Annotated in this window: 14 protein-coding genes and 1 pseudogene; 5 read left to right on the top strand and 10 right to left on the bottom strand. The window is 57.4% G+C overall.

Going from position 1 to position 18,445, the window contains the following annotated elements:
• The first annotated feature begins 41 nt into the window (after positions 1-41).
• From MARHY_RS08390 to MARHY_RS08375, 4 genes are all read left to right on the top strand, one after another.
• Positions 42-1,127: a microcin C ABC transporter permease YejB gene (locus tag MARHY_RS08390; protein ID WP_014421395.1), complete on the top strand. Its 1,086-nt coding sequence runs from the start codon at positions 42-44 to the stop codon at positions 1,125-1,127.
• A gap of 2 nt (positions 1,128-1,129) precedes the next feature.
• The gene (locus MARHY_RS08385; protein WP_011785026.1) at positions 1,130-2,152 is read left to right on the top strand and encodes an ABC transporter permease; all 1,023 of its coding nucleotides are present in this window, start codon (positions 1,130-1,132) and stop codon (positions 2,150-2,152) included.
• A 1-nt stretch (position 2,153) separates the two neighbouring features.
• Complete coding sequence (locus MARHY_RS08380) at positions 2,154-3,752, top strand: ABC transporter ATP-binding protein (protein ID WP_014421394.1); 1,599 nt, start codon at positions 2,154-2,156, stop codon at positions 3,750-3,752.
• A 67-nt stretch (positions 3,753-3,819) separates the two neighbouring features.
• A complete protein-coding gene (locus MARHY_RS08375) occupies positions 3,820-4,605 on the top strand; it encodes an enoyl-ACP reductase FabI (protein WP_014421393.1) in 786 nt (261 codons plus the stop codon).
• Between the two features lie 56 nt (positions 4,606-4,661).
• On the opposite strand, the gene MARHY_RS08370 is transcribed toward MARHY_RS08375, so the two are convergent.
• Both MARHY_RS08370 and MARHY_RS08365 read right to left on the bottom strand, forming a co-directional pair.
• Positions 4,662-5,078: a PilZ domain-containing protein gene (locus tag MARHY_RS08370; RefSeq protein WP_014421392.1), complete on the bottom strand. Its 417-nt coding sequence runs from the start codon at positions 5,076-5,078 to the stop codon at positions 4,662-4,664.
• An 8-nt stretch (positions 5,079-5,086) separates the two neighbouring features.
• Positions 5,087-6,913 (bottom strand): DUF1631 family protein, encoded by a 1,827-nt coding sequence (locus MARHY_RS08365; RefSeq protein ID WP_014421391.1) that lies wholly within the window; start codon positions 6,911-6,913, stop codon positions 5,087-5,089.
• A 183-nt stretch (positions 6,914-7,096) separates the two neighbouring features.
• Between MARHY_RS08365 and MARHY_RS08360 the strand changes: the two genes are divergently transcribed.
• Positions 7,097-8,176, top strand: coding sequence for a 3-deoxy-7-phosphoheptulonate synthase (locus MARHY_RS08360; RefSeq protein ID WP_011785031.1), 1,080 nt, complete (start codon positions 7,097-7,099; stop codon positions 8,174-8,176).
• 16 nt (positions 8,177-8,192) lie between these two features.
• Here the strand turns inward: MARHY_RS08360 and cobA are convergent.
• From cobA to MARHY_RS08320, 8 genes and pseudogenes are all read right to left on the bottom strand, one after another.
• A pseudogene (gene cobA / locus MARHY_RS08355) lies at positions 8,193-8,999 on the bottom strand (uroporphyrinogen-III C-methyltransferase); the annotation flags it as partial.
• A gap of 41 nt (positions 9,000-9,040) precedes the next feature.
• The gene (gene serS / locus MARHY_RS08350) at positions 9,041-10,315 is read right to left on the bottom strand and encodes a serine--tRNA ligase (RefSeq protein WP_011785033.1); all 1,275 of its coding nucleotides are present in this window, start codon (positions 10,313-10,315) and stop codon (positions 9,041-9,043) included.
• Between the two features lie 114 nt (positions 10,316-10,429).
• Positions 10,430-11,764 carry a replication-associated recombination protein A gene (locus tag MARHY_RS08345; RefSeq protein ID WP_014421389.1) on the bottom strand — a complete coding sequence of 445 codons (1,335 nt, stop codon included), beginning with the start codon at positions 11,762-11,764 and terminating at the stop codon, positions 10,430-10,432.
• Positions 11,764-12,414 carry an outer membrane lipoprotein periplasmic chaperone LolA gene (gene lolA / locus MARHY_RS08340; protein ID WP_011785035.1) on the bottom strand — a complete coding sequence of 217 codons (651 nt, stop codon included), beginning with the start codon at positions 12,412-12,414 and terminating at the stop codon, positions 11,764-11,766. The genes MARHY_RS08345 and lolA overlap by 1 nt, the downstream gene beginning before the upstream one ends.
• A 10-nt stretch (positions 12,415-12,424) precedes the next feature.
• Positions 12,425-15,025: a DNA translocase FtsK gene (locus MARHY_RS08335; protein ID WP_014421387.1), complete on the bottom strand. Its 2,601-nt coding sequence runs from the start codon at positions 15,023-15,025 to the stop codon at positions 12,425-12,427.
• A 22-nt stretch (positions 15,026-15,047) separates the two neighbouring features.
• Positions 15,048-16,271, bottom strand: a complete 1,224-nt coding sequence (locus MARHY_RS08330) for an O-succinylhomoserine sulfhydrylase (protein ID WP_014421386.1) — start codon at positions 16,269-16,271, stop codon at positions 15,048-15,050.
• Positions 16,272-16,298: 27 nt separating this feature from the next.
• Positions 16,299-17,822: an amidophosphoribosyltransferase gene (gene purF, locus MARHY_RS08325; protein WP_014421385.1), complete on the bottom strand. Its 1,524-nt coding sequence runs from the start codon at positions 17,820-17,822 to the stop codon at positions 16,299-16,301.
• 34 nt (positions 17,823-17,856) lie between these two features.
• The gene (locus MARHY_RS08320; RefSeq protein ID WP_014421384.1) at positions 17,857-18,426 is read right to left on the bottom strand and encodes a CvpA family protein; all 570 of its coding nucleotides are present in this window, start codon (positions 18,424-18,426) and stop codon (positions 17,857-17,859) included.
• Between the last annotated feature and the right edge of the window lie 19 nt (positions 18,427-18,445).

Below are 18,445 nucleotides of genomic sequence, written 5' to 3'. Positions count from 1 at the left end.
CCGTTCGCTATCACGACGCTGTAGTAAGGACTGCTCCCTGAATGGGCATTTACATACTCCGCCGCCTCGCCCTGATCATCCCCACCCTGGTGGGGATCATGCTGTTGAATTTTGTCATTGTTCAGGCCGCTCCCGGTGGCCCCATTGAACAGATTCTCGCGGAGATGGAAGGCCACGGCAGCAGCGCTCTGGCTCGAGCCGGTGGTGGCGATGTCGGCAGTGAAGTGGCGAGCAGTTCCGGAGACAGCCGGGCCTCCCGGGGCCTGCCGCCCGAACTTCTTGAAGAACTTGAGGCCATGTACGGCTTCGACAAGCCTGCGCACGAACGCTTTTTCAAAATGCTGGGCGATTACGCCACCTTCGATTTCGGCGATTCCTTTTTCCGGGACAGAAGCGTCGTCGAACTGATTCTGGACAAGATGCCGGTCTCCATTTCCCTCGGCCTCTGGTCCACGCTGATTATCTACCTCGTCTCCATTCCACTGGGCATCCGTAAGGCGGTCACTGATGGCTCCCGGTTCGATGTCTGGACCAGTTCCGCGATCGTGGTCGGCTACGCCATTCCCGGATTCCTGTTTGCCATCCTGCTGATCGTACTGTTTGCCGGCGGTAGCTATTTCGATCTGTTCCCGCTCCGGGGCATGACCTCGCCGGGTTTTGACGAGATGACCTGGTACCAGAAGGTTGCTGATTATTTCTGGCATCTCGCCCTGCCAGTAACCGCAAACGTGATCGGCGGGTTCGCTACCCTCACGCTGCTGACCAAGAACTCGTTTCTGGACGAAATCAGCAAGCAGTATGTGGTCACCGCCAGGGCCAAGGGCCTGGAAGAAAAGCAGGTGCTTTACGGCCATGTGTTCCGTAATGCCATGCTGATTGTCATTGCCAGTATGCCCGGCGTTCTGGTGGCGCTGTTCTTTACCGGCTCGTTGCTGATTGAGGTAATCTTCTCGCTGGACGGCCTCGGCCTGCTTGGTTTTGAGGCCGCCCTCAACCGGGATTATCCGGTCATTTTCGGCACTCTCTACATCCTGACGCTGATGGGGCTGGTGATGAAGCTGATCAGCGACCTCACGTATGTCGCTGTTGATCCGCGCATCGATTTTGAAAGCCGGGAGGGTGCGTAATCATGGCAACCCTCTCTCCGATTCAGCGCAGACGACTCAATAACTTTACCGCCAACCGGCGCGGTTTCTGGAGTCTCTGGATTTTCCTGGTGCTGTTTGGCCTTTCGCTATGTGCCGAACTGATCGCCAACGATAAACCCCTGGTGGTTTCCTATCACGGCGACTGGTACTTTCCCGTCATTCAGCAGGTGCCCGAAGAAACCTTTGGTGGGTTTCTGCCCACGGAAGCCGATTATCGCGATGACTTCATAGCGGGCGAAATCGAAAGCAATGGCTGGATGCTCTGGCCTCCGATTCGCTTCAGCTATAACACCATCAACTACGACCTGACTGTTCCCTCGCCTGCGCCGCCCAGTGCCGAGAACTGGCTGGGAACCGACGATCAGGGTCGGGATGTGGCCGCCCGGGTGATCTATGGTTTTCGCATTTCGGTGTTGTTCGGCCTGACGCTCACCATCGCCAGCTCCATCGTTGGCGTTGCCGTTGGCGCACTGCAGGGCTACTACGGTGGCAAGATCGATCTGTTTGGCCAGCGCTTTATCGAGATCTGGTCCGGTTTGCCCATGTTGTACCTGCTCATCATTCTGTCTTCGATTGTTCAGCCCAATTTCTGGTGGTTGCTGGGCATCATGCTACTGTTCAGCTGGATGGGGTTGGTGGATGTCGTGCGGGCTGAGTTTCTCCGCGCCCGTAACTTCGAGTATGTGAAAGCCGCCAGAGCACTCGGCCTGGACAATCGCAGAATCATGTTCCGGCACATTTTGCCCAACGCCATGGTGGCAACCCTCACGTTCATGCCATTTATTCTCACCGGCGCCATAACCGGGCTCACGTCTCTGGATTTCCTGGGGTTCGGCCTGCCCTCGGGTTCACCGTCGCTGGGCGAGCTGATTGCCCAGGGCAAAGCCAACCTCCATGCACCCTGGCTGGGCATTTCCGCGTTTGTGTCACTGGCCGTCATGCTCACGCTGCTGGTGTTTGTGGGTGAAGCGGTGCGCGATGCCTTTGACCCGAGAAAGAACTGATATGAGTAACCTGCTTTCCATCTCGGACCTGTCCATCACCTTCGACAACGGCCCACGGGTGGTTGACGGGCTGTCGTTCAGCATCGACAAAGGCCAGACTCTCGCGCTGGTTGGCGAAAGCGGCTCCGGCAAGTCGGTATCTGCCCTGTCAATACTTCGGCTGCTGGATGAACGCCATGCGGCTTATCCCGCCGGACAGATCCTCTACAAGGGCGAAGACTTGCTGCAGGCTCAGGAAAAGCGCCTCCGTCAGATTCGTGGCCGGCACATCAGCATGATCTTCCAGGAGCCGATGACCTCGCTCAATCCGTTGCATACCGTTGAAAAGCAGATCAGTGAGACCCTGGAACTCCACAAAGGCATGCGCGGCCCCCAGGCCCGGAAACGCTGCCTGGAATTACTGGAACTGGTCGGGATTCCGGCCCCGGAGACCCGCCTGACGAGCTACCCACACCAATTATCGGGTGGGCAAAAACAGCGGGTAATGATTGCCATGGCTCTGGCCAATGAACCTGATCTGCTGATTGCGGATGAGCCCACCACGGCACTGGATGTGACGGTTCAGAAACAGGTGCTGGAGTTGCTGAAATCATTGCAGCAGAAGCTGGGCATGGCAGTGCTATTAATTACCCACGATCTGAGCATCGTCCGCCGGTATGCCGATTACGTGGTGGTGATGGAACGGGGAAAAATGGTCGAACAAGGCGCGACAGAAGCGCTGTTCAGGTCGCCCTCTCATACCTACACCCGTAAACTCATTGACGCGGAACCACCGGAGCACCCTCTGCCTGCCGCCAACGGCACCGAAACCCTGATGACCGTAGACAACGTGAATGTGCATTTCCCCATTCGCAAGACCCTGCTGGGCAAGGTAAAAGAAAGCTTCCACGCGGTACAGGATGCCAGCTTCGAGCTGCGTGCCGGTGAAACCCTCGGTATTGTCGGCGAAAGTGGCAGTGGCAAAACCACACTGGGCCACGCCTTGTTGAAACTCACTCCGAGCACAGGCAAGTTCAGCCTCTGCGGTACCGAGCTGTCCGCCCTTTCCCAGAAGGCTTTCCGGCCATGGCGCCGGCGCGTTCAGATTGTCTTCCAGGATCCGTTTGGCAGCCTCAGCCCGCGGATGTCCGTTGAAGAAATCATCCGTGAAGGACTGGAAATCCACGAGCCCGGGAGTTCCGGGCAGCACGAAGCCAGAGTTATCCAGGCCCTTCAGGATGTGGGGCTGGATCCGGACGCACGGCATCGGTATCCACACGAATTCTCCGGCGGCCAGCGCCAGCGTATTGCCATAGCACGCGCGCTGGTTCTCCAGCCAGACCTGATGATTCTGGATGAACCCACCTCCGCCCTCGACAGAACGGTACAGAAGCAGGTGATCGAGCTTTTACGGGAAATTCAGGCCCGATATAGGCTAAGCTACATCTTTATCAGTCATGATCTGGCCGTTGTTCGCGCACTCAGCCACAAACTGCTGGTACTCAGGCAAGGCCGGATTGTGGAATACGGCGATGCAGAGGCCATTTTCCGGGAACCACAACAGCCGTATACCCGGGAACTGCTGAATGCCGCTTTTTTCTATCAGTCTACGACCAATTGAGCGTTACCCGGCCCTGACAGGTCGGGGATAATGCGCCGAAACCACGGAACACAGGGAGCAGAAACCCATGGGAATCCTCAGTGGCAAAAAAGCACTGATTGTTGGCGTCGCCAGCAAACATTCCATTGCCTACGGCATTGCCGAGGCCTTCGCTCGTGAAGGCGCCGAAATGGCCTTCACCTATCAGAACGAGAAACTGCAGTCCCGCGTTGAGAAGTTTGCGGAACAGTGGGGCAGCAAACTGACCTTCCCCTGTGACGTCGCCAGCGACGAGCAGATTGACCAGGTATTCGAGCAACTGGGCAAACACTGGGACAACATCGACATCATCATCCATGCGGTTGGTTATGCGCCGGCCCATGAGCTGGATGGAAACTACGTGGACGTCACCACCCGTGACGGATTCCGGATTGCCCACGATATCAGCTCATACAGTTTCGTGGCCCTCGCCAAGGGCGCGCGCAAGATGATGCACGAAGGCAGCAGTCTGCTGACCCTGAGCTACCTGGGCGCCGAGCGGGTGCTCCAGAACTACAACGTGATGGGACTGGCGAAGGCATCCCTGGAAGCCAACGTACGTTATATGGCCGCCAGCCTGGGCAAGGAAGGCATCCGGGTGAACGGTATTTCTGCGGGCCCGATCAAGACTCTGGCCGCTTCGGGCATCAAGAGCTTCCGCCGCATGCTGGCCGAGAACGCCAAGCAGGCCCCCTTGCGTCGTAACGTGACCACAGAAGAAGTTGGCAACGCCGCCGCCTTCATGTCGTCCGACCTGGCCTCTGGTATCACCGGTGAAATCCTGTATGTGGACGGTGGTTTCAACATCACCGGCATGGCGGAGATGGACGCCTGATAGGTTCCTTACGTCAGCCATAGCAAAAGAGCCGGCGCGATGCCGGCTCTTTTCGTTCAGCTTTCCGAGAGCGCTCTGGCAACCGCCTCGATCCAGTCCAGATAGTCGGTTTCATCTGACTCAAGTACCCGGACGCCAATCAGATACCCCCACTCAGCCTCGCGACACCACATGACCTCGACACTCAGCCGGAAGTGCTCTGCGTGTTCCCCAAGACTTACTTCCGCAACCAAAATCGACCCGATACTAAGCGATGCCTCGCACAACAGACTGATTCCACGGGCCGATATGTCGCGCACCTGACATTCCAACCTGCCGGATACACCATCCAGTGTCGACGGCTCCGACTCCGGTTCGGGAGATTCCAGGAGTATCCAGGCTCGCGCCCGCGCCGTTAGACGGTAATCCTCACGAAGGTCTTTCCCTGACGGCAACTCGTCCTCTAATCCGAAGCCATAATCATCATCGATCATCGTTCACCTCAGTTCCGACCAACACGGATACGCCCGACAACACGACTAAGGGTGTCATCAAATTCGGCTGAACTGCCGAGCACACGAATTCGGCCTTCCACGATCCCGTTAACCAGTTCGTCCTGGAGAAACTCCCGGCGATTGAGCCCCAGGCGATCCACAAACACATATTTACGTGAGGCAGAAATCTTAACGGCAAGCTTGAGCCGGACAGGATCGTCATCCCGGGTTTCCTGAGTAAGCACAATCCAGCCACCGAGAGCGATACCCTCAACCTGTTTGGTGGCCACCAGCGCGGCCTCTTTTCGCAAACGCTCCTGCTCCGCCTTCTCATCCGCCACCCGTTGGCGCTCCGCCTCTTCACGCTCCCGTTCAAGTTCCTGCTGGCGTGCGAGCTCTTCTTCCCGACGGCGCTGCTCGGCCGCTTCCCGTTCCTTCCGAAGCGCTTCGGCCCGGGCACGGGCTTCCTTGGCCGCCTTTTCCCGTTGTTCCAGCTGTCTGGCACAGACTTTCGATAGCACTTCGAGGGTTTCCGCAAGTACCTGACCGAAGGCCGTTGGTTCCGGAAGCGGCCTGAGCGCGCCGCGGCCAAGCTCGGCCTGGAACTCGACCCACGGCTGCAGCCCGAGTTTAACGCCGGCACCATTGGTCCAGAGCACTTCCCCGCTATCAGACAACAAAGCAAAGAAAAAACGTCGCTGTTCCCTTGCCCCTTCACCCTCTACAAACCACTGACCGACCAGAGGTTTGGCGTGGTCGGCCGAGACCGGCTCATTTGCCAGCCAGGTGCTGTCCCAGGCAAAATCTGAACCGGTGGCGAGCGCGGGCTCCAGTTCTGGTGTCTCTCCTCGAATTCGAGCCACAATTACCGCCTGGATCTCGTGTAATGCCTGTTCAGGAGCATCCTCACCCAGAGCGCGAGTCCAGACTTCGCGCACACGGTCGCCGAGTTGTTCCCCAACGTGGTACAACCGGTTACGATCCCGATCAGAAAGCTGGGGGTCTCCCACCCAGACCAGCCATTCCAGTAATTTGTTGGCGTGCCGATGCACTTCACTGTCCGCGCCTTCGGCCCAGACACTCTGTTTCAACACCTTGTGCCAGTCGGTCAGGATAAAGCGGGTAATGGGCGGTGGTAGCTGACGGCCCGTCAAGGCGCGGCCAATCAGAGCCCTGGCCACCTGATCTGACAAACGCTGGCGTGAAGCCCCCTGCTCGGTTTCCAACAACCGTTCCCGGAGCCGCGCCACCTGATCATCCCGCTTTCGGGTATCGGCAAGCCATTGGCTGCAGTAGTGCTCCAGCGGATCGCGGCTGCCGGCCTCAAAGCTGCCGGATACAGTAATAACCAGGCTATCAAGCTGATCCAGCAATACGCGGGATGATCGACCACCGGTATCACTCCAGCCACGCCATTCCTGAAGGTTATCAAGCCAGTCCAGAAGCACCCCGCTGAACACCTCCGCACCACACAAATCCAGTTGCCATGCCAGCCAGAACCGCAAGCGCGCTATGCGCCCCACCAGGGCGGCATGCAGGCCTGAGGTTTTCAGGAAGACATCCATGATCCGGTCGGAGAGGTAGGCCGCATTCACCTGTCGGACGGTCCACTCAATCTGAACCGAACGCAGCACTTTGGTTACCCGCTCATCCCGCTGTTCCGTCCAGCAGGACATCAATAAGGGACGCCAGTCCGGTTCCTGCTCCGGAGAAGACTTACTGGCGGGGTATGGCAGATCGGGCACCCGGATCCCGGACAGAACCTGGGTAATCCTTTCTGAAACCACCTTTCGGGAGGGAGCGACAGCCTGTGGTTTCGTTGATGAGGGCGACATCCGTTACCTGTTGTCCTGAAGCGTTGAGAAGCGTTGAAAAGGGCCTGCAAATAACGCAGTATAACCAACTCGCCGGGGTTTACTGCAACCTAGTATCCCACTCGCACTTATTATTCAATCATCCGGACAAAAGAATGAATATACCGGGTGAGGTAACGACAAGATTCGGGGAAGCACAACAAGATGTCGGGTAAGAAACTGGAAAACCTGAACGTGGCCAGCCAGGAAACACTGATCACTCCTGAAGCACTGAAGCAAGAGATGCCACTGTCAGACAAGGCAGCCGAAACCGTTGCCAATGGTCGGCAAGCCATCTACGACATTATGGATGGCAAGGATCATCGTTTGTTCATTGTCGTAGGCCCCTGCTCGATTCACGATGTAGAAGCTGCCCGCGATTATGCCGCCCGACTGAAAAAGCTCGCCGATGAAGTCAGCGATACACTGTTGATCGTCATGCGCGTGTACTTCGAGAAGCCACGCACCACCGTAGGCTGGAAAGGCCTGATCAACGATCCGCACCTGAATGATACCTTTGATATCGAGCAGGGACTGCACATTGGTCGCCGGCTGCTGCTGGACATCAATGAGATGGGCCTTCCGGCCGCCACTGAAGCCCTGGACCCAATATCTCCCCAATACCTTCAGGACACCATAGCCTGGTCTGCTATCGGTGCCCGTACCACCGAGTCCCAGACCCACCGGGAAATGAGCAGCGGCCTGTCCATGGCCATCGGCTTCAAGAACGGCACCGATGGCAGCCTCGACGTTGCGGTTAACGCCATGAAGTCGGTCTCTCATCCCCACAGCTTCCTGGGCATCGACCAGCAGGGCAAAGTTGCCATTATTCGCACCAAGGGCAACAACTACGGCCACGTCGTGCTTCGTGGTGGTGGCGGCAAGCCAAACTACGACTCCGTCAGCGTAGCCTTGTGTGAACAGGCACTGGATAAGGCCAAGCTGCGCAAATCCATCATGGTGGATTGCAGTCACGCCAACTCCAGCAAGGATCCGGCTATTCAGCCTTTGGTAATGCAGGATGTGACTCACCAGATTCTGGAAGGCAATCAGTCTATCCAGAGCCTGATGGTGGAAAGCCACATCAACTGGGGTAGTCAGTCTATTCCGGAAAACCTGGCTGACCTGAAATACGGCGTATCCATTACCGACGCCTGTATCGACTGGGAAACCACCGAAAAAGCCATTCGCGACATGCGTGAGAAGCTGAAAGACGTTCTGCCCAAGCGGACCGCCTCTGCCTGAAGTCTGAAGCCGGGCCTCAGCGCCCGGCTTCTGCTCCAAGCCAGTCCAGACGGTTTCGAAGAGAAACCACATTGCCGATAATCACCAACGTCGGCGCCTGAGCCCCCTTCTCCTGAACCCGATCCACAATCGTTTCCAGAGTGCCGGTAATCACTTCCTGTTCCGGCGTGGTGCCGCGGGATACCAGTGCCACAGGCATATCCGCCGGCATGCCGTGTGCCATCAGTTCCCGGCTAATGATCGGTAAACCGACCAGGCCCATGTAAAACACCAGCGTCTGGTTATTCTGAACAAAATCCTTCCACGGCAGATCACAGGTGTCATTCTTCAGGTGCCCGGTAATAAACCGCACCGACTGGGCGTGATCCCGATGGGTCAGCGGAATGCCGGCGTAAGCAGCACAACCTGAGGCGGCAGTGATACCCGGCACAACCTGGAAACGGACGCCGGCCGAGGCCAGGGTTTCAATCTCCTCGCCGCCACGGCCAAAGATGAACGGATCGCCGCCCTTAAGGCGTACCACCCGATAGCCTTCCCGGGCCAGATCCACCAACTGTTGATTGATCTGATCCTGTGGCAACGTGTGGTTCGAACGTTGTTTGCCAACGTGGATCTTCTGGGCGTTTTCAGGAATAAGAGCCATGATTTCCGGGGAAACCAGGCGGTCGTACAACACCACCTCCGCCGACTGGATCAAACGCCAGGCTTTCAGGGTAAGCAGTTCCGGATCACCAGGGCCGGCACCGACCAGGGCAACTTCCCCGGCCGAGTTGTTGGGGTTATCCGTAACCGGGTTGGTCCGGTACCTTGCCGGTGCAGAGCCGACGGGTACGCCCTTTACTGGTGCATCCCTGGATTGATCATTCATTGAATACGCTCGACGCCTCCCATATAGGGTTTGAGTACCTCGGGCACCAGAATACTGCCGTCCGCCTGCTGATAGTTCTCCATCACCGCAATCATGGCGCGACCTACGGCCAGGCCGGAACCATTGAGGGTATGGACCGGTTCGGGCTTTCCAGTGTCCGGATTACGCCAGCGGGCTTGCATACGCCGTGCCTGAAAATCACGGGTGTTGGAACAGGAAGAAATCTCACGGTATTTACCCTGCCCTGGCAGCCAGACTTCCAGGTCGTAGGTTTTCGCGGCGGAAAAGCCCATGTCTCCGCCACAGAGGGTGACGACGCGGTAAGGCAGTTCGAGCAGTTGCAGGATCTTCTCGGCGTGTCCGGTCAGTTCCTCCAGCGCCTGCGTGGATTCATCCGGCCGAACGATGTGCACCAGCTCCACTTTGTCGAACTGATGCTGACGAATCATGCCCCGCACATCCCGGCCATAAGACCCTGCCTCACTCCGGAAACACGGCGTATGGCAAACCAGGCGCAACGGCAATTCAGCATCATCCAGAATGGTATCCGCAACCAGGTTCGTGGCCGGCACTTCCGCGGTAGGAATCAGGTACAGGGGATTGTCGCCGGCTGTGCGGAAAAGATCTTCTTCAAATTTCGGCAGCTGGCCCGTACCAAACAGAGTGTTGGCATTCACCAGATAAGGCACATAGGCCTCGGTGTAACCATGCTGCAGAGTATGCTGATCGAGCATGAACTGAGCCAGTGCACGGTGCAGGCGCGCCAGCTGTCCGCGCATAACAGCAAAACGGGAATGGGCCAGCTGAGTGGCCTTCTCAAAGTCCAGGCCTTTCAGCTGCTCACCCAGGGCCACGTGATCCTTAGGCTCAAAATCGAATTCACGGGGCGTACCCCAGACACGCGTCTCGACGTTGTCGTCTTCACTGGCGCCCGGTGGCACGTCGTCGTCGGGAAGGTTGGGAATACCGGCAAAGAAGGCATTCAGGGATTCCTGCACGGAACGCAGTTCGTCCTCGGCGTCACCACGTTGCTGCTTCAGGCTTTCGACTTCTTCCAGCAACGGTTTGATATCCTCACCGGCCGCCTTGGCTTTGCCGATGGATTTCGACCGTTTGTTCTGCTCGCTCTGCAAGTTTTCCGTACGAACCTGAATGGCCCGGCGGCGTTCCTCAAGCTGCTCGAAGGTGGCAATATCAAACTCGAAATTCTTGATAGCCAGCCGACGGGCGATCTCTTCAGTCTGTGTACGGACACGTTTCGGATCGAGCATGTTGTTCCTGATTTCCGGTTAACGAATGAATGGTTATGCGGGCATTATACCTGCCGTGAATGCGCTGACCACCACCGGCCGGGCACAGGCAGGAAAATTGGCAAGGGATGGGGCTTAGTATCGCTTTTTCGGGCTGTTGGCATCCAGCGAGTCCAGCCGTTCGCGCTTCTCAGCCAGCTTGATTTCCAGTCCCCGCTGGACCGGTTGGTAATAGCGGCGCTGATGGATCGCCTCCGGCAGGTAGGCTTCTCCTGCCGCATAGGCATCCGGCTCATCGTGGGCGTACCGGTACTCTTCTCCGTGCCCCATGCTTTTCAGCAGTTTGGTGGGCGCATTGCGCAGATGTACCGGAACTTCATAGTCCGGATCGCTGCGGATATCCGCGATGCATTGATTGTAAGCTTTGTAAACGGCATTGCTTTTGGGGGCAAGGGCCAGGTACGTAACGGCCTGCGCCAGTGCCAGCTCACCCTCCGGGGAGCCCAGACGTTCCTGAGCATCCCAGGCCTGCAGGGTAATCTGGAGCGCCCTCGGGTCGGCATTACCGATGTCTTCACTGGCAATACGAACCAGGCGCCGGGCGACATACAGCGGGTCGCAACCTCCGTCGAGCATCCGGCACAACCAGTAAAGTGAACCGTCCGGGTTGGAGCCCCGCACCGATTTGTGCAGCGCCGAAATCTGGTCGTAGAAGACATCCCCACCTTTATCGAAACGGCGGAGACTGGTCTGCAGTACCTGTTCGAGAGTTTGAGCGGTAACCCGATTATTCCCGTCATCGTCCGGCTCAGCGAGGTCGGCGGCCACTTCCAGAATGTTCAGCGCTCGCCGGGCATCGCCACCTGACGCTTCCGCCATGGTCGCCAGCACCGACTCCTCTACCCGAAGCTGGCCAGCAAAGCCCTGTTCGCTCTCAAGGGCACTGTCCAGCAACCGTCGTATATCCGCTGCCTCCAGGTTTTTCAGGACATAAACACGGGTACGGGACAGCAGGGCGCTGTTCAGTTCGAAGGATGGGTTTTCGGTGGTTGCGCCCACGAAAATAAAGGTGCCATCTTCGATGTGGGGAAGGAATGCATCCTGCTGGCTTTTGTTGAAGCGATGCACTTCATCCACGAACAAAAGCGTATCCCTGCCCTGGGACTGTTTACGGTTGCGAGCGCGCTCCACCACCTCGCGAATTTCCTTAACGCCACTGAGGACTGCAGAGATGGTTTCGAAGGAAAGGTCGCCGACATTGGCCAGCAGGCGAGCAAAGGTGGTTTTTCCGACTCCGGGCGGACCCCAGAGAATCATGGAATGCAGCTGCCCCTGTTCCACAGCCCGGCGCAGGGGTTTTCCAGGGCCGACCAGGTGAGCCTGGCCGACATAGCCTTCGAGAGAGGTCGGCCGCATACGAGCGGCCAGGGGCTGAAAGCCGGTCTCAGTCTGAAACAGGCTGTCCTGCATCAGGCACCATCCCGAATCACGTCAACCCCCTCCGGATAATCGAGGCGGAAGACACTGGAGTCGAGTGCCTGATTCAGTTCAATATGGTCGAAGCTGAGAATGCTCATCTGGGACAATGAATCCCGCATGCGCATTTCCTGTAGCTCTCCGTCATAGAAGCTCAGTCGCAGAGAGGTAAACAGAGAATCCTGGCTACGGGGTACCAGAGTGAACTCACGGGTGCTTTCGCCAAGATCCCGAACGCTCACTTCGTAACTCTCATCCAGGTTCTCTACTTCGCCGCTTAACAGCAGTGCCGGCGTGGTCTGAACCCGTTCATCAAGGGAATGAACGGTTACCTGCTCCAGATCCGGATCGTAGACTTCGACTTTGTCGCCATCGCTGACAATAAACTGGGACAAGGGTGCACCGGTCTCCCAGTAGAACAAACCAGGCCGTTTGGCTTTGAGCGATCCACGGGTTTCCTGAACCTGACTGCCATTCTCGTTGACCACAATCTGTATGAAATCCGCCTGATAGGTCTCGTAGCCTTTCAGAATCGAGGTCAACTGCTCAGCCGCGCCCCGGGATGCCTGTACGCTCTCAGCCTGGGACAGGCCAGACCACGTTGCTGCCAGCATCAACAGGATTCCTGAAAACATTCTGATCATCTGATAACTCCTAGTCTCTGGGAGGCGGCGGTGCGAGAACTTCTCTGGCACCGTTGTGGCCCGCCGGGCTGACTACCCCCGAAGCTTCCATGGCATCCACCAGATTGGCGGCACGGTTGTAGCCGATCTTGAATTTACGCTGGACCGACGAAATCGACACCCGCCGGTTTTCGGTAACAAAGGCGACAGCTTCGTCAAACAGGGCGTCGCCCTCTTCGCCACCACCGGCGCCGCCCTCGCTAAGCGTGGGCAAGCCAGGAAGGTGCTCGCCCTCGGCGCCATTCAGTACATCATCCACGTACTCCGGCTCACCCCGGGCCTTCCAGGCACTGACGACGCGGTGAACTTCGTCATCATCGACAAAGGCACCGTGCACCCGCACCGGTAAACCTGACCCAGGTGGTAGATAAAGCATGTCGCCATGGCCCAGCAACTGCTCTGCACCGCCCTGGTCGAGAACGGTACGGGAGTCGATCTTGGAGGACACCTGGAACGACATCCGGGTGGGAATGTTGGCCTTGATCAGGCCGGTAATCACATCAACGGAGGGCCGTTGGGTTGCCAGAACCAGGTGAATGCCGGCCGCCCTTGCCTTCTGGGCAATCCGGGCAATCAGTTCTTCCACTTTCTTGCCGACAATCATCATCATGTCGGCAAATTCATCGATCACCACCACAATGAACGGCAGTGTATCCAGCTCAGGGCGTTCCTGCTCATCATTGGCCAGGTATTCATCCGGCTTCCAGAGTGGGTCCAGCAGCGGTTCTCCCTCCGCCCGGGCATCTTTCACCTTCTTATTGTAGCCGGCAATATTGCGAACCCCCAGGCTGGCCATCAGCCGGTAGCGGCGCTCCATCTCGGCCACACACCAACGCAGGGCATTGGCGGCCTCTTTCATGTCGGTGACTACTGGCGCCAACAGATGCGGGATCCCGTCGTAAATGCTCAGTTCAAGCATCTTCGGGTCAACCATGATGAACCGGACCTCGTCCGGAGTGGCCTTCAGCAACATGCTCAATAACATGGCGTTCACCCCCACCGACTTACCGGAACCGGTGGTGCCGGCGACCAGCAGGTGGGGCATCTTGGCCAGATTGGCAACCATGGGGTTGCCCCCGATATCATTCCCCAGAGCCAACGTCAGTGGAGAGGAAGATTCGGTGAACACTTTGGCACCCAGCACTTCGCTCAAGCGTACAATTTCACGCTCCTCATTGGGAATCTCGATGCCGACCACGGATTTGCCCGGAATCACCTCGACCACCCGCACACTGAGCACGGCCAGGGATCGGGCCAGGTCTTTTGCCAGATTGGAGATCTTGCTGACCTTGACCCCGGGCGCCGGTTTGATCTCAAAGCGGGTAATCACGGGGCCGGGATTAACCTCGACTACCTCAACCGACACCCCGAAATCGCTGAGCTTCTCTTCGAGCAAACGGGACATGTGCTCCAGAGACTCTTCCGAATAGCCTCTTTCCTTGTGCTCCTCGGGAGGATCCAGCAATGAAATCGGCGGGATCGGGCTTTCAATGTCTTCCAGCAGCGAGCCCTGGCGATCATCACCCTTTTTCGGCGCACCGCCCTGCTCTTCTTTCTTGAACGGCGAAATCTTCAGGGAACGGGCCTTGGCCTTTTCAGCCGGGGGAGGCGATGGCTCTGACTTTACATCCCGAGAGCTGAAACTCTCCAGGTGCTCTGGTTCCGCTATGGATGCAGGCAGCCCTTCGATAGCCGGTTCTTTCCGCTCGCGCTGGGGCTCCCGGGTCCTGGTATCCTCTGCGGGTTTTGCACGACGAGCAAATATCCGCTGCCACCAGCTCTGCTGGCCTGACTTTCGGTCATTTTTATCCTTCTCGAGAGCCCGGACTTTGTCACGCACAACCGGGGGTTCCGGTTCGGGCTTTGGTGCTTCCGCCCTGGCTGCTGGAGTTCCCTGGCCGGTGTTTTTTTCAGCCTTCTTTCCTGCCCCGGCGAATAGAGCTTTGGCGGCCAGGCCAAACTTCAGGGTCAAGCCTCCCACCTGATCCATCAGTCGGAACCAGGACAAGCCGATCGTCACCGTCAGGGCAAACAGAAAGATGGCAATCAGCAGTAGCGTGGTCGCCGGAAGATTAAAAAACCGAACCATGGCTTCAGACACGGCAGTGCCCAAAACGCCACCTGAGGAGGCGCCCAGGCCAAATACGGAGTAGAGAGAAAGCAGACTGGTCGCAGACAGCAGAATAAGAACGAAGCCACCAAAGCGAACCATGAACAGTGGCCAGTGCATATCGAGCGGTTGGTGCCGACGACGAATAAGCATGATGGCGTAACCGGCAACCATCACCGGAAACAGCCAGGACACATGGCCGAAGAAGTCCATGAACAGGCTCGCCAGCCAGGCACCGGTGCGGCCTGCGTAATTCTGCACACGGATATCATGGCCAATACTGGCCCAGCCTGGGTCAGCCGGATTGAAGGTAAACAGGGCCATGGCGAGATAGATGCACAGCACAATCAGCGCAATAACTGCGCCTTCTCTGGCTCCCTGGGCCATCAGGCGACGAAATCGCTTCTGCTTGTCGGTCAGTTCTGTGGCTACTGCTTTCTTCGCTTTCGCGGATTCCGCCATGAATACTCAAACCGTCCGGTTGTTAGTCTTTCAACGCCTGGAAACCTCTGTCCAGATCGGTTTTCAGATCCTTGATGGATTCGATACCGACGGACAGACGAATCAGGTTCTCGGTAATGCCTGCCCTCGCCTTGTCCTCGGGAGAGAGGCGTCCATGAGTGGTTGTCGCCGGATGAGTGATGGTGGTTTTCACATCTCCCAGATTGGCGGTGATGGAAATCATCCGGGTCGCGTCAATAAACTTCCACGCCTGTTCCCGGCCACCCCTTACCAGGAAGGAGAGCACGCCACCAAAGCCGTCCTGCTGTTTTTTCGCCAGCTCGTGCTGCGGATGGCTCCGCAAGCCTGCATAGTAAACTTTCTCCACACAGTCCTGCTGTTCCAGCCACAACGCCAACTCTAACGCATTGTCACAATGGGCGCGCATACGAATCGGTAAGGTTTCCAGGCCCTTCTGGAAGACCCAGGCGTTGAACGGACTCATCGTCGGGCCGGCGGAACGGAGGAAACCATAAATCTCGTCCAGGTATCTCGCCGGCCCAACCACCACGCCACCGACACAACGGCCCTGGCCGTCGAGATACTTGGTGGCTGAATGAATAACGATGTCGGCGCCCTGCTCCAGTGGCCGCTGCAGCACGGGTGTGCAGAAGCAGTTGTCGACCACCAGCAAGGCATCGTTTTCGCGGGCGATCGCAGACAAGGCTGCAAGATCCGCCACTTCACACAGCGGATTGGACGGAGTTTCCAGAAACAGCATTCGGGTGGCGGGACGAACCTCAGCCTTCCACTCATCGGTATTTGTCAGGCTGACAAAGCTGGTTTCTACGCCAAATCGGGCCATGTACTTCTGAAACAGGACATTGGTCGTCCCGAACACACCTCGGGAGCAGATGACATGGTCACCCGATTTCAGTAGCGACATACAGGTACTCAGGATGGCAGCCATACCCGAGGCAGTCGCAACACCACGCTCCCCTCCCTCCATGGCCGCTATTCTGGCTTCGAATGCCTGCACCGTCGGGTTGGTAAACCGGGAGTAGATATTACCGGGCTCTTCGCCGCCAAAGCGGGCAGCCGCCTGGGCCGCGCTGCCATAGACGAAGCTGGAGGTCGGGAAGATTGCATCGCTGTGTTCGAGCTGCCCGGTACGGATCTGCCCTGCCCGCACGGCCAGGGTATCAACCGACATGCCTTCCAGGTCCGATTCGGGAATCCAAACTTGCTCATCTCGGCCGAACGTCATGGCAGTCTCCTGGCGCAGTTGCGGATGTCAGTCTTCATCGTTGTGCAGGTCAATAATGGCATTGTCGGCATTGGCCACCTGGCTGGTCGAGCGCTTCTCGTCTTTGCGAAGATCCTCCAGCCTGGTCAGGTAAGCTTCATCCACGTCGCCGGTAATGTAATCCCCGGTGAATACGGAGCATTCCCACCCATTAATATCTTCGTTGACATCGTTGACACAGGAAATCAGGTCATCCAGGTCCTGATACACCAACCAGTCGGCGCCGATCAGATCCCGAACCTCTTCCACCGTGCGGTCATGGGCAATCAGTTCGCTGGCAGAAGGCATGTCGATGCCGTAAACGTTGGGATAGCGCACGGGGGGCGCAGCCGATGCGAAATAGACATTACGTGCTCCGGCATCCCGGGCCATCTGCACAATTTCCTTACAGGTAGTGCCCCGTACGATGGAATCGTCCACCAGCATGACGTTCTTGCCACGGAATTCCAGGTCAATCGGGTTGAGCTTCTGGCGTACCGATTTCTTACGCATTTTCTGGCCGGGCATGATAAAAGTACGGCCAATGTACCGATTCTTGATAAAGCCTTCGCGATACTTCACGCCCAACTGATGGGCCATTTGCATGGCGGACGTACGACTGGTGTCCGGAATGGGAATGACTACGTCGATATCGTGGTCGGGCCGCTCGCGCAGGACCTTGTCTGCCAGCACCTCGCCCATCCGGAGCCTGGCCTTGTAACAGGAAACGCCGTCCATGATCGAGTCCGGACGGGCAAAATAGACATGTTCAAAAATACACGGATAGAGCTTGGGTGATTCGGCGCACTGTTCTGAATACAAGGTGCCATCGGTTTCAATATAGACAGCCTCGCCCGGAGCAATGTCACGAACGATGCTGAAACCGGCAGCATTGAGGGCGACGCTTTCCGACGCGATCATGTATTCCTTCTGGCCCTCTTCATTTTCCCGGACACCGTAGCAGGCGGGCCGGATACCGTTCGGATCCCGGAAACCGACGATGCCATAACCGGTGATCATGGCGATAACAGCATAGGCGCCTTTGCAACGCTTGTGCACTGCGCGTACAGCGGAAAAAATCTCGTCCTTGGTGGGGTTCAGCTTACCCAGTTTCTGCAGTTCGTGGGCGAACACGTTCAGCAGAACTTCAGAATCCGAGTTGGTGTTGATGTGGCGCAGATCGGTTCGGAACAGATCGCTGCTCAGCTCATCGGCATTGGTCAGGTTGCCGTTGTGCGCCAGAGTAATGCCGTAGGGGCTGTTCACATAGAAAGGCTGGGCCTCCGCTGAACTGGAGCTACCCGCCGTAGGATAACGCACATGCCCGATGCCCACGTTACCCACCAACCGGCGCATATGGCGAGTATGGAAAACATCCCGCACCAGTCCATTGTCTTTACGCAAAAAGAATCGGTTGTCCTGGAAGGTAACAATACCCGCCGCATCCTGGCCACGGTGCTGAAGAACAGTCAGTGCATCATAAAGAAGCTGATTGACGTTGGAAGTACTGACGATACCGACAATGCCGCACATGGCTGGATATATCTCCGAGTGTTAAAACTGAATGTTAACGGGATGCAGACGCGGGTTCCACGCCTTCAGGTTCTGCGGACGCCTCCGGGGCTGTCTGAGCGCCCTGCTCCGGACCGAGGAAGCGGGCAAACTCGTCGCCGAGCGTGCGCCTGGACCAATCCTCAACTACCGCAAGGCGTTCAATCATGACCGAAGTTCTCCACCAGGTATCCTCGGCCAGCGGCGTGTAGCGCGTGAAGGCAATGGCGACAATCACAACCACAACCCCTCTGAGAAGACCAAACCCCATGCCGAGCACCCTGTCCGTTGCTGACAGGCCGGTCGCACGCACCAGGTGGCCGATCATATTGTTGATGATCGCGCCAACGATCAGGGTGCCAAAGAAAAGGATGGCAAACGCTGCAATCAACCGCACCAGCGGTGTTTCCACCGTGGACTCCAGAAGAGATTGCATCTGGGGGTGAAACGTCCGGGCGATGATAAATGCACCAACCCAGGTAACCAGCGACAGCGCTTCACGGACGAAGCCCCGCTTCAGACTGATAAGCGTGGAGACGGCAATGAGGGCAATGATGACCCAGTCTATCCAGATCAGCGCTTCCATGGAAAACCCGGTGGAGAAA

This window comes from Marinobacter nauticus ATCC 49840 (genome assembly GCF_000284615.1).
GTDB lineage: Bacteria > Pseudomonadota > Gammaproteobacteria > Pseudomonadales > Oleiphilaceae > Marinobacter > Marinobacter nauticus.
This window is presented reverse-complemented; position numbering and strand designations above follow the sequence as displayed.

Excerpts from the sequence above, each read along its gene's own strand:
- MARHY_RS08375 (WP_014421393.1), top strand. The coding sequence starts at position 3,820 with ATGGGAATCCTCAGTGGCAAAAAAGCACTGATTGTTGGCGTCGCCAGC.
- MARHY_RS08390 (WP_014421395.1), top strand. The coding sequence starts at position 42 with ATGGGCATTTACATACTCCGCCGCCTCGCCCTGATCATCCCCACCCTG.
- MARHY_RS08365 (WP_014421391.1), bottom strand. The coding sequence starts at position 6,913 with ATGTCGCCCTCATCAACGAAACCACAGGCTGTCGCTCCCTCCCGAAAG.
- MARHY_RS08320 (WP_014421384.1), bottom strand. The coding sequence starts at position 18,426 with ATGGAAGCGCTGATCTGGATAGACTGGGTCATCATTGCCCTCATTGCC.
- MARHY_RS08360 (WP_011785031.1), top strand. The coding sequence starts at position 7,097 with ATGTCGGGTAAGAAACTGGAAAACCTGAACGTGGCCAGCCAGGAAACA.
- MARHY_RS08370 (WP_014421392.1), bottom strand. The coding sequence starts at position 5,078 with ATGATCGATGATGATTATGGCTTCGGATTAGAGGACGAGTTGCCGTCA.
- MARHY_RS08335 (WP_014421387.1), bottom strand. The coding sequence starts at position 15,025 with ATGGCGGAATCCGCGAAAGCGAAGAAAGCAGTAGCCACAGAACTGACC.
- MARHY_RS08380 (WP_014421394.1), top strand. The coding sequence starts at position 2,154 with ATGAGTAACCTGCTTTCCATCTCGGACCTGTCCATCACCTTCGACAAC.
- purF (WP_014421385.1), bottom strand. The coding sequence starts at position 17,822 with ATGTGCGGCATTGTCGGTATCGTCAGTACTTCCAACGTCAATCAGCTT.
- lolA (WP_011785035.1), bottom strand. The coding sequence starts at position 12,414 with ATGATCAGAATGTTTTCAGGAATCCTGTTGATGCTGGCAGCAACGTGG.
- MARHY_RS08330 (WP_014421386.1), bottom strand. The coding sequence starts at position 16,271 with ATGACGTTCGGCCGAGATGAGCAAGTTTGGATTCCCGAATCGGACCTG.
- MARHY_RS08345 (WP_014421389.1), bottom strand. The coding sequence starts at position 11,764 with ATGCAGGACAGCCTGTTTCAGACTGAGACCGGCTTTCAGCCCCTGGCC.
- serS (WP_011785033.1), bottom strand. The coding sequence starts at position 10,315 with ATGCTCGATCCGAAACGTGTCCGTACACAGACTGAAGAGATCGCCCGT.
- MARHY_RS08385 (WP_011785026.1), top strand. The coding sequence starts at position 1,130 with ATGGCAACCCTCTCTCCGATTCAGCGCAGACGACTCAATAACTTTACC.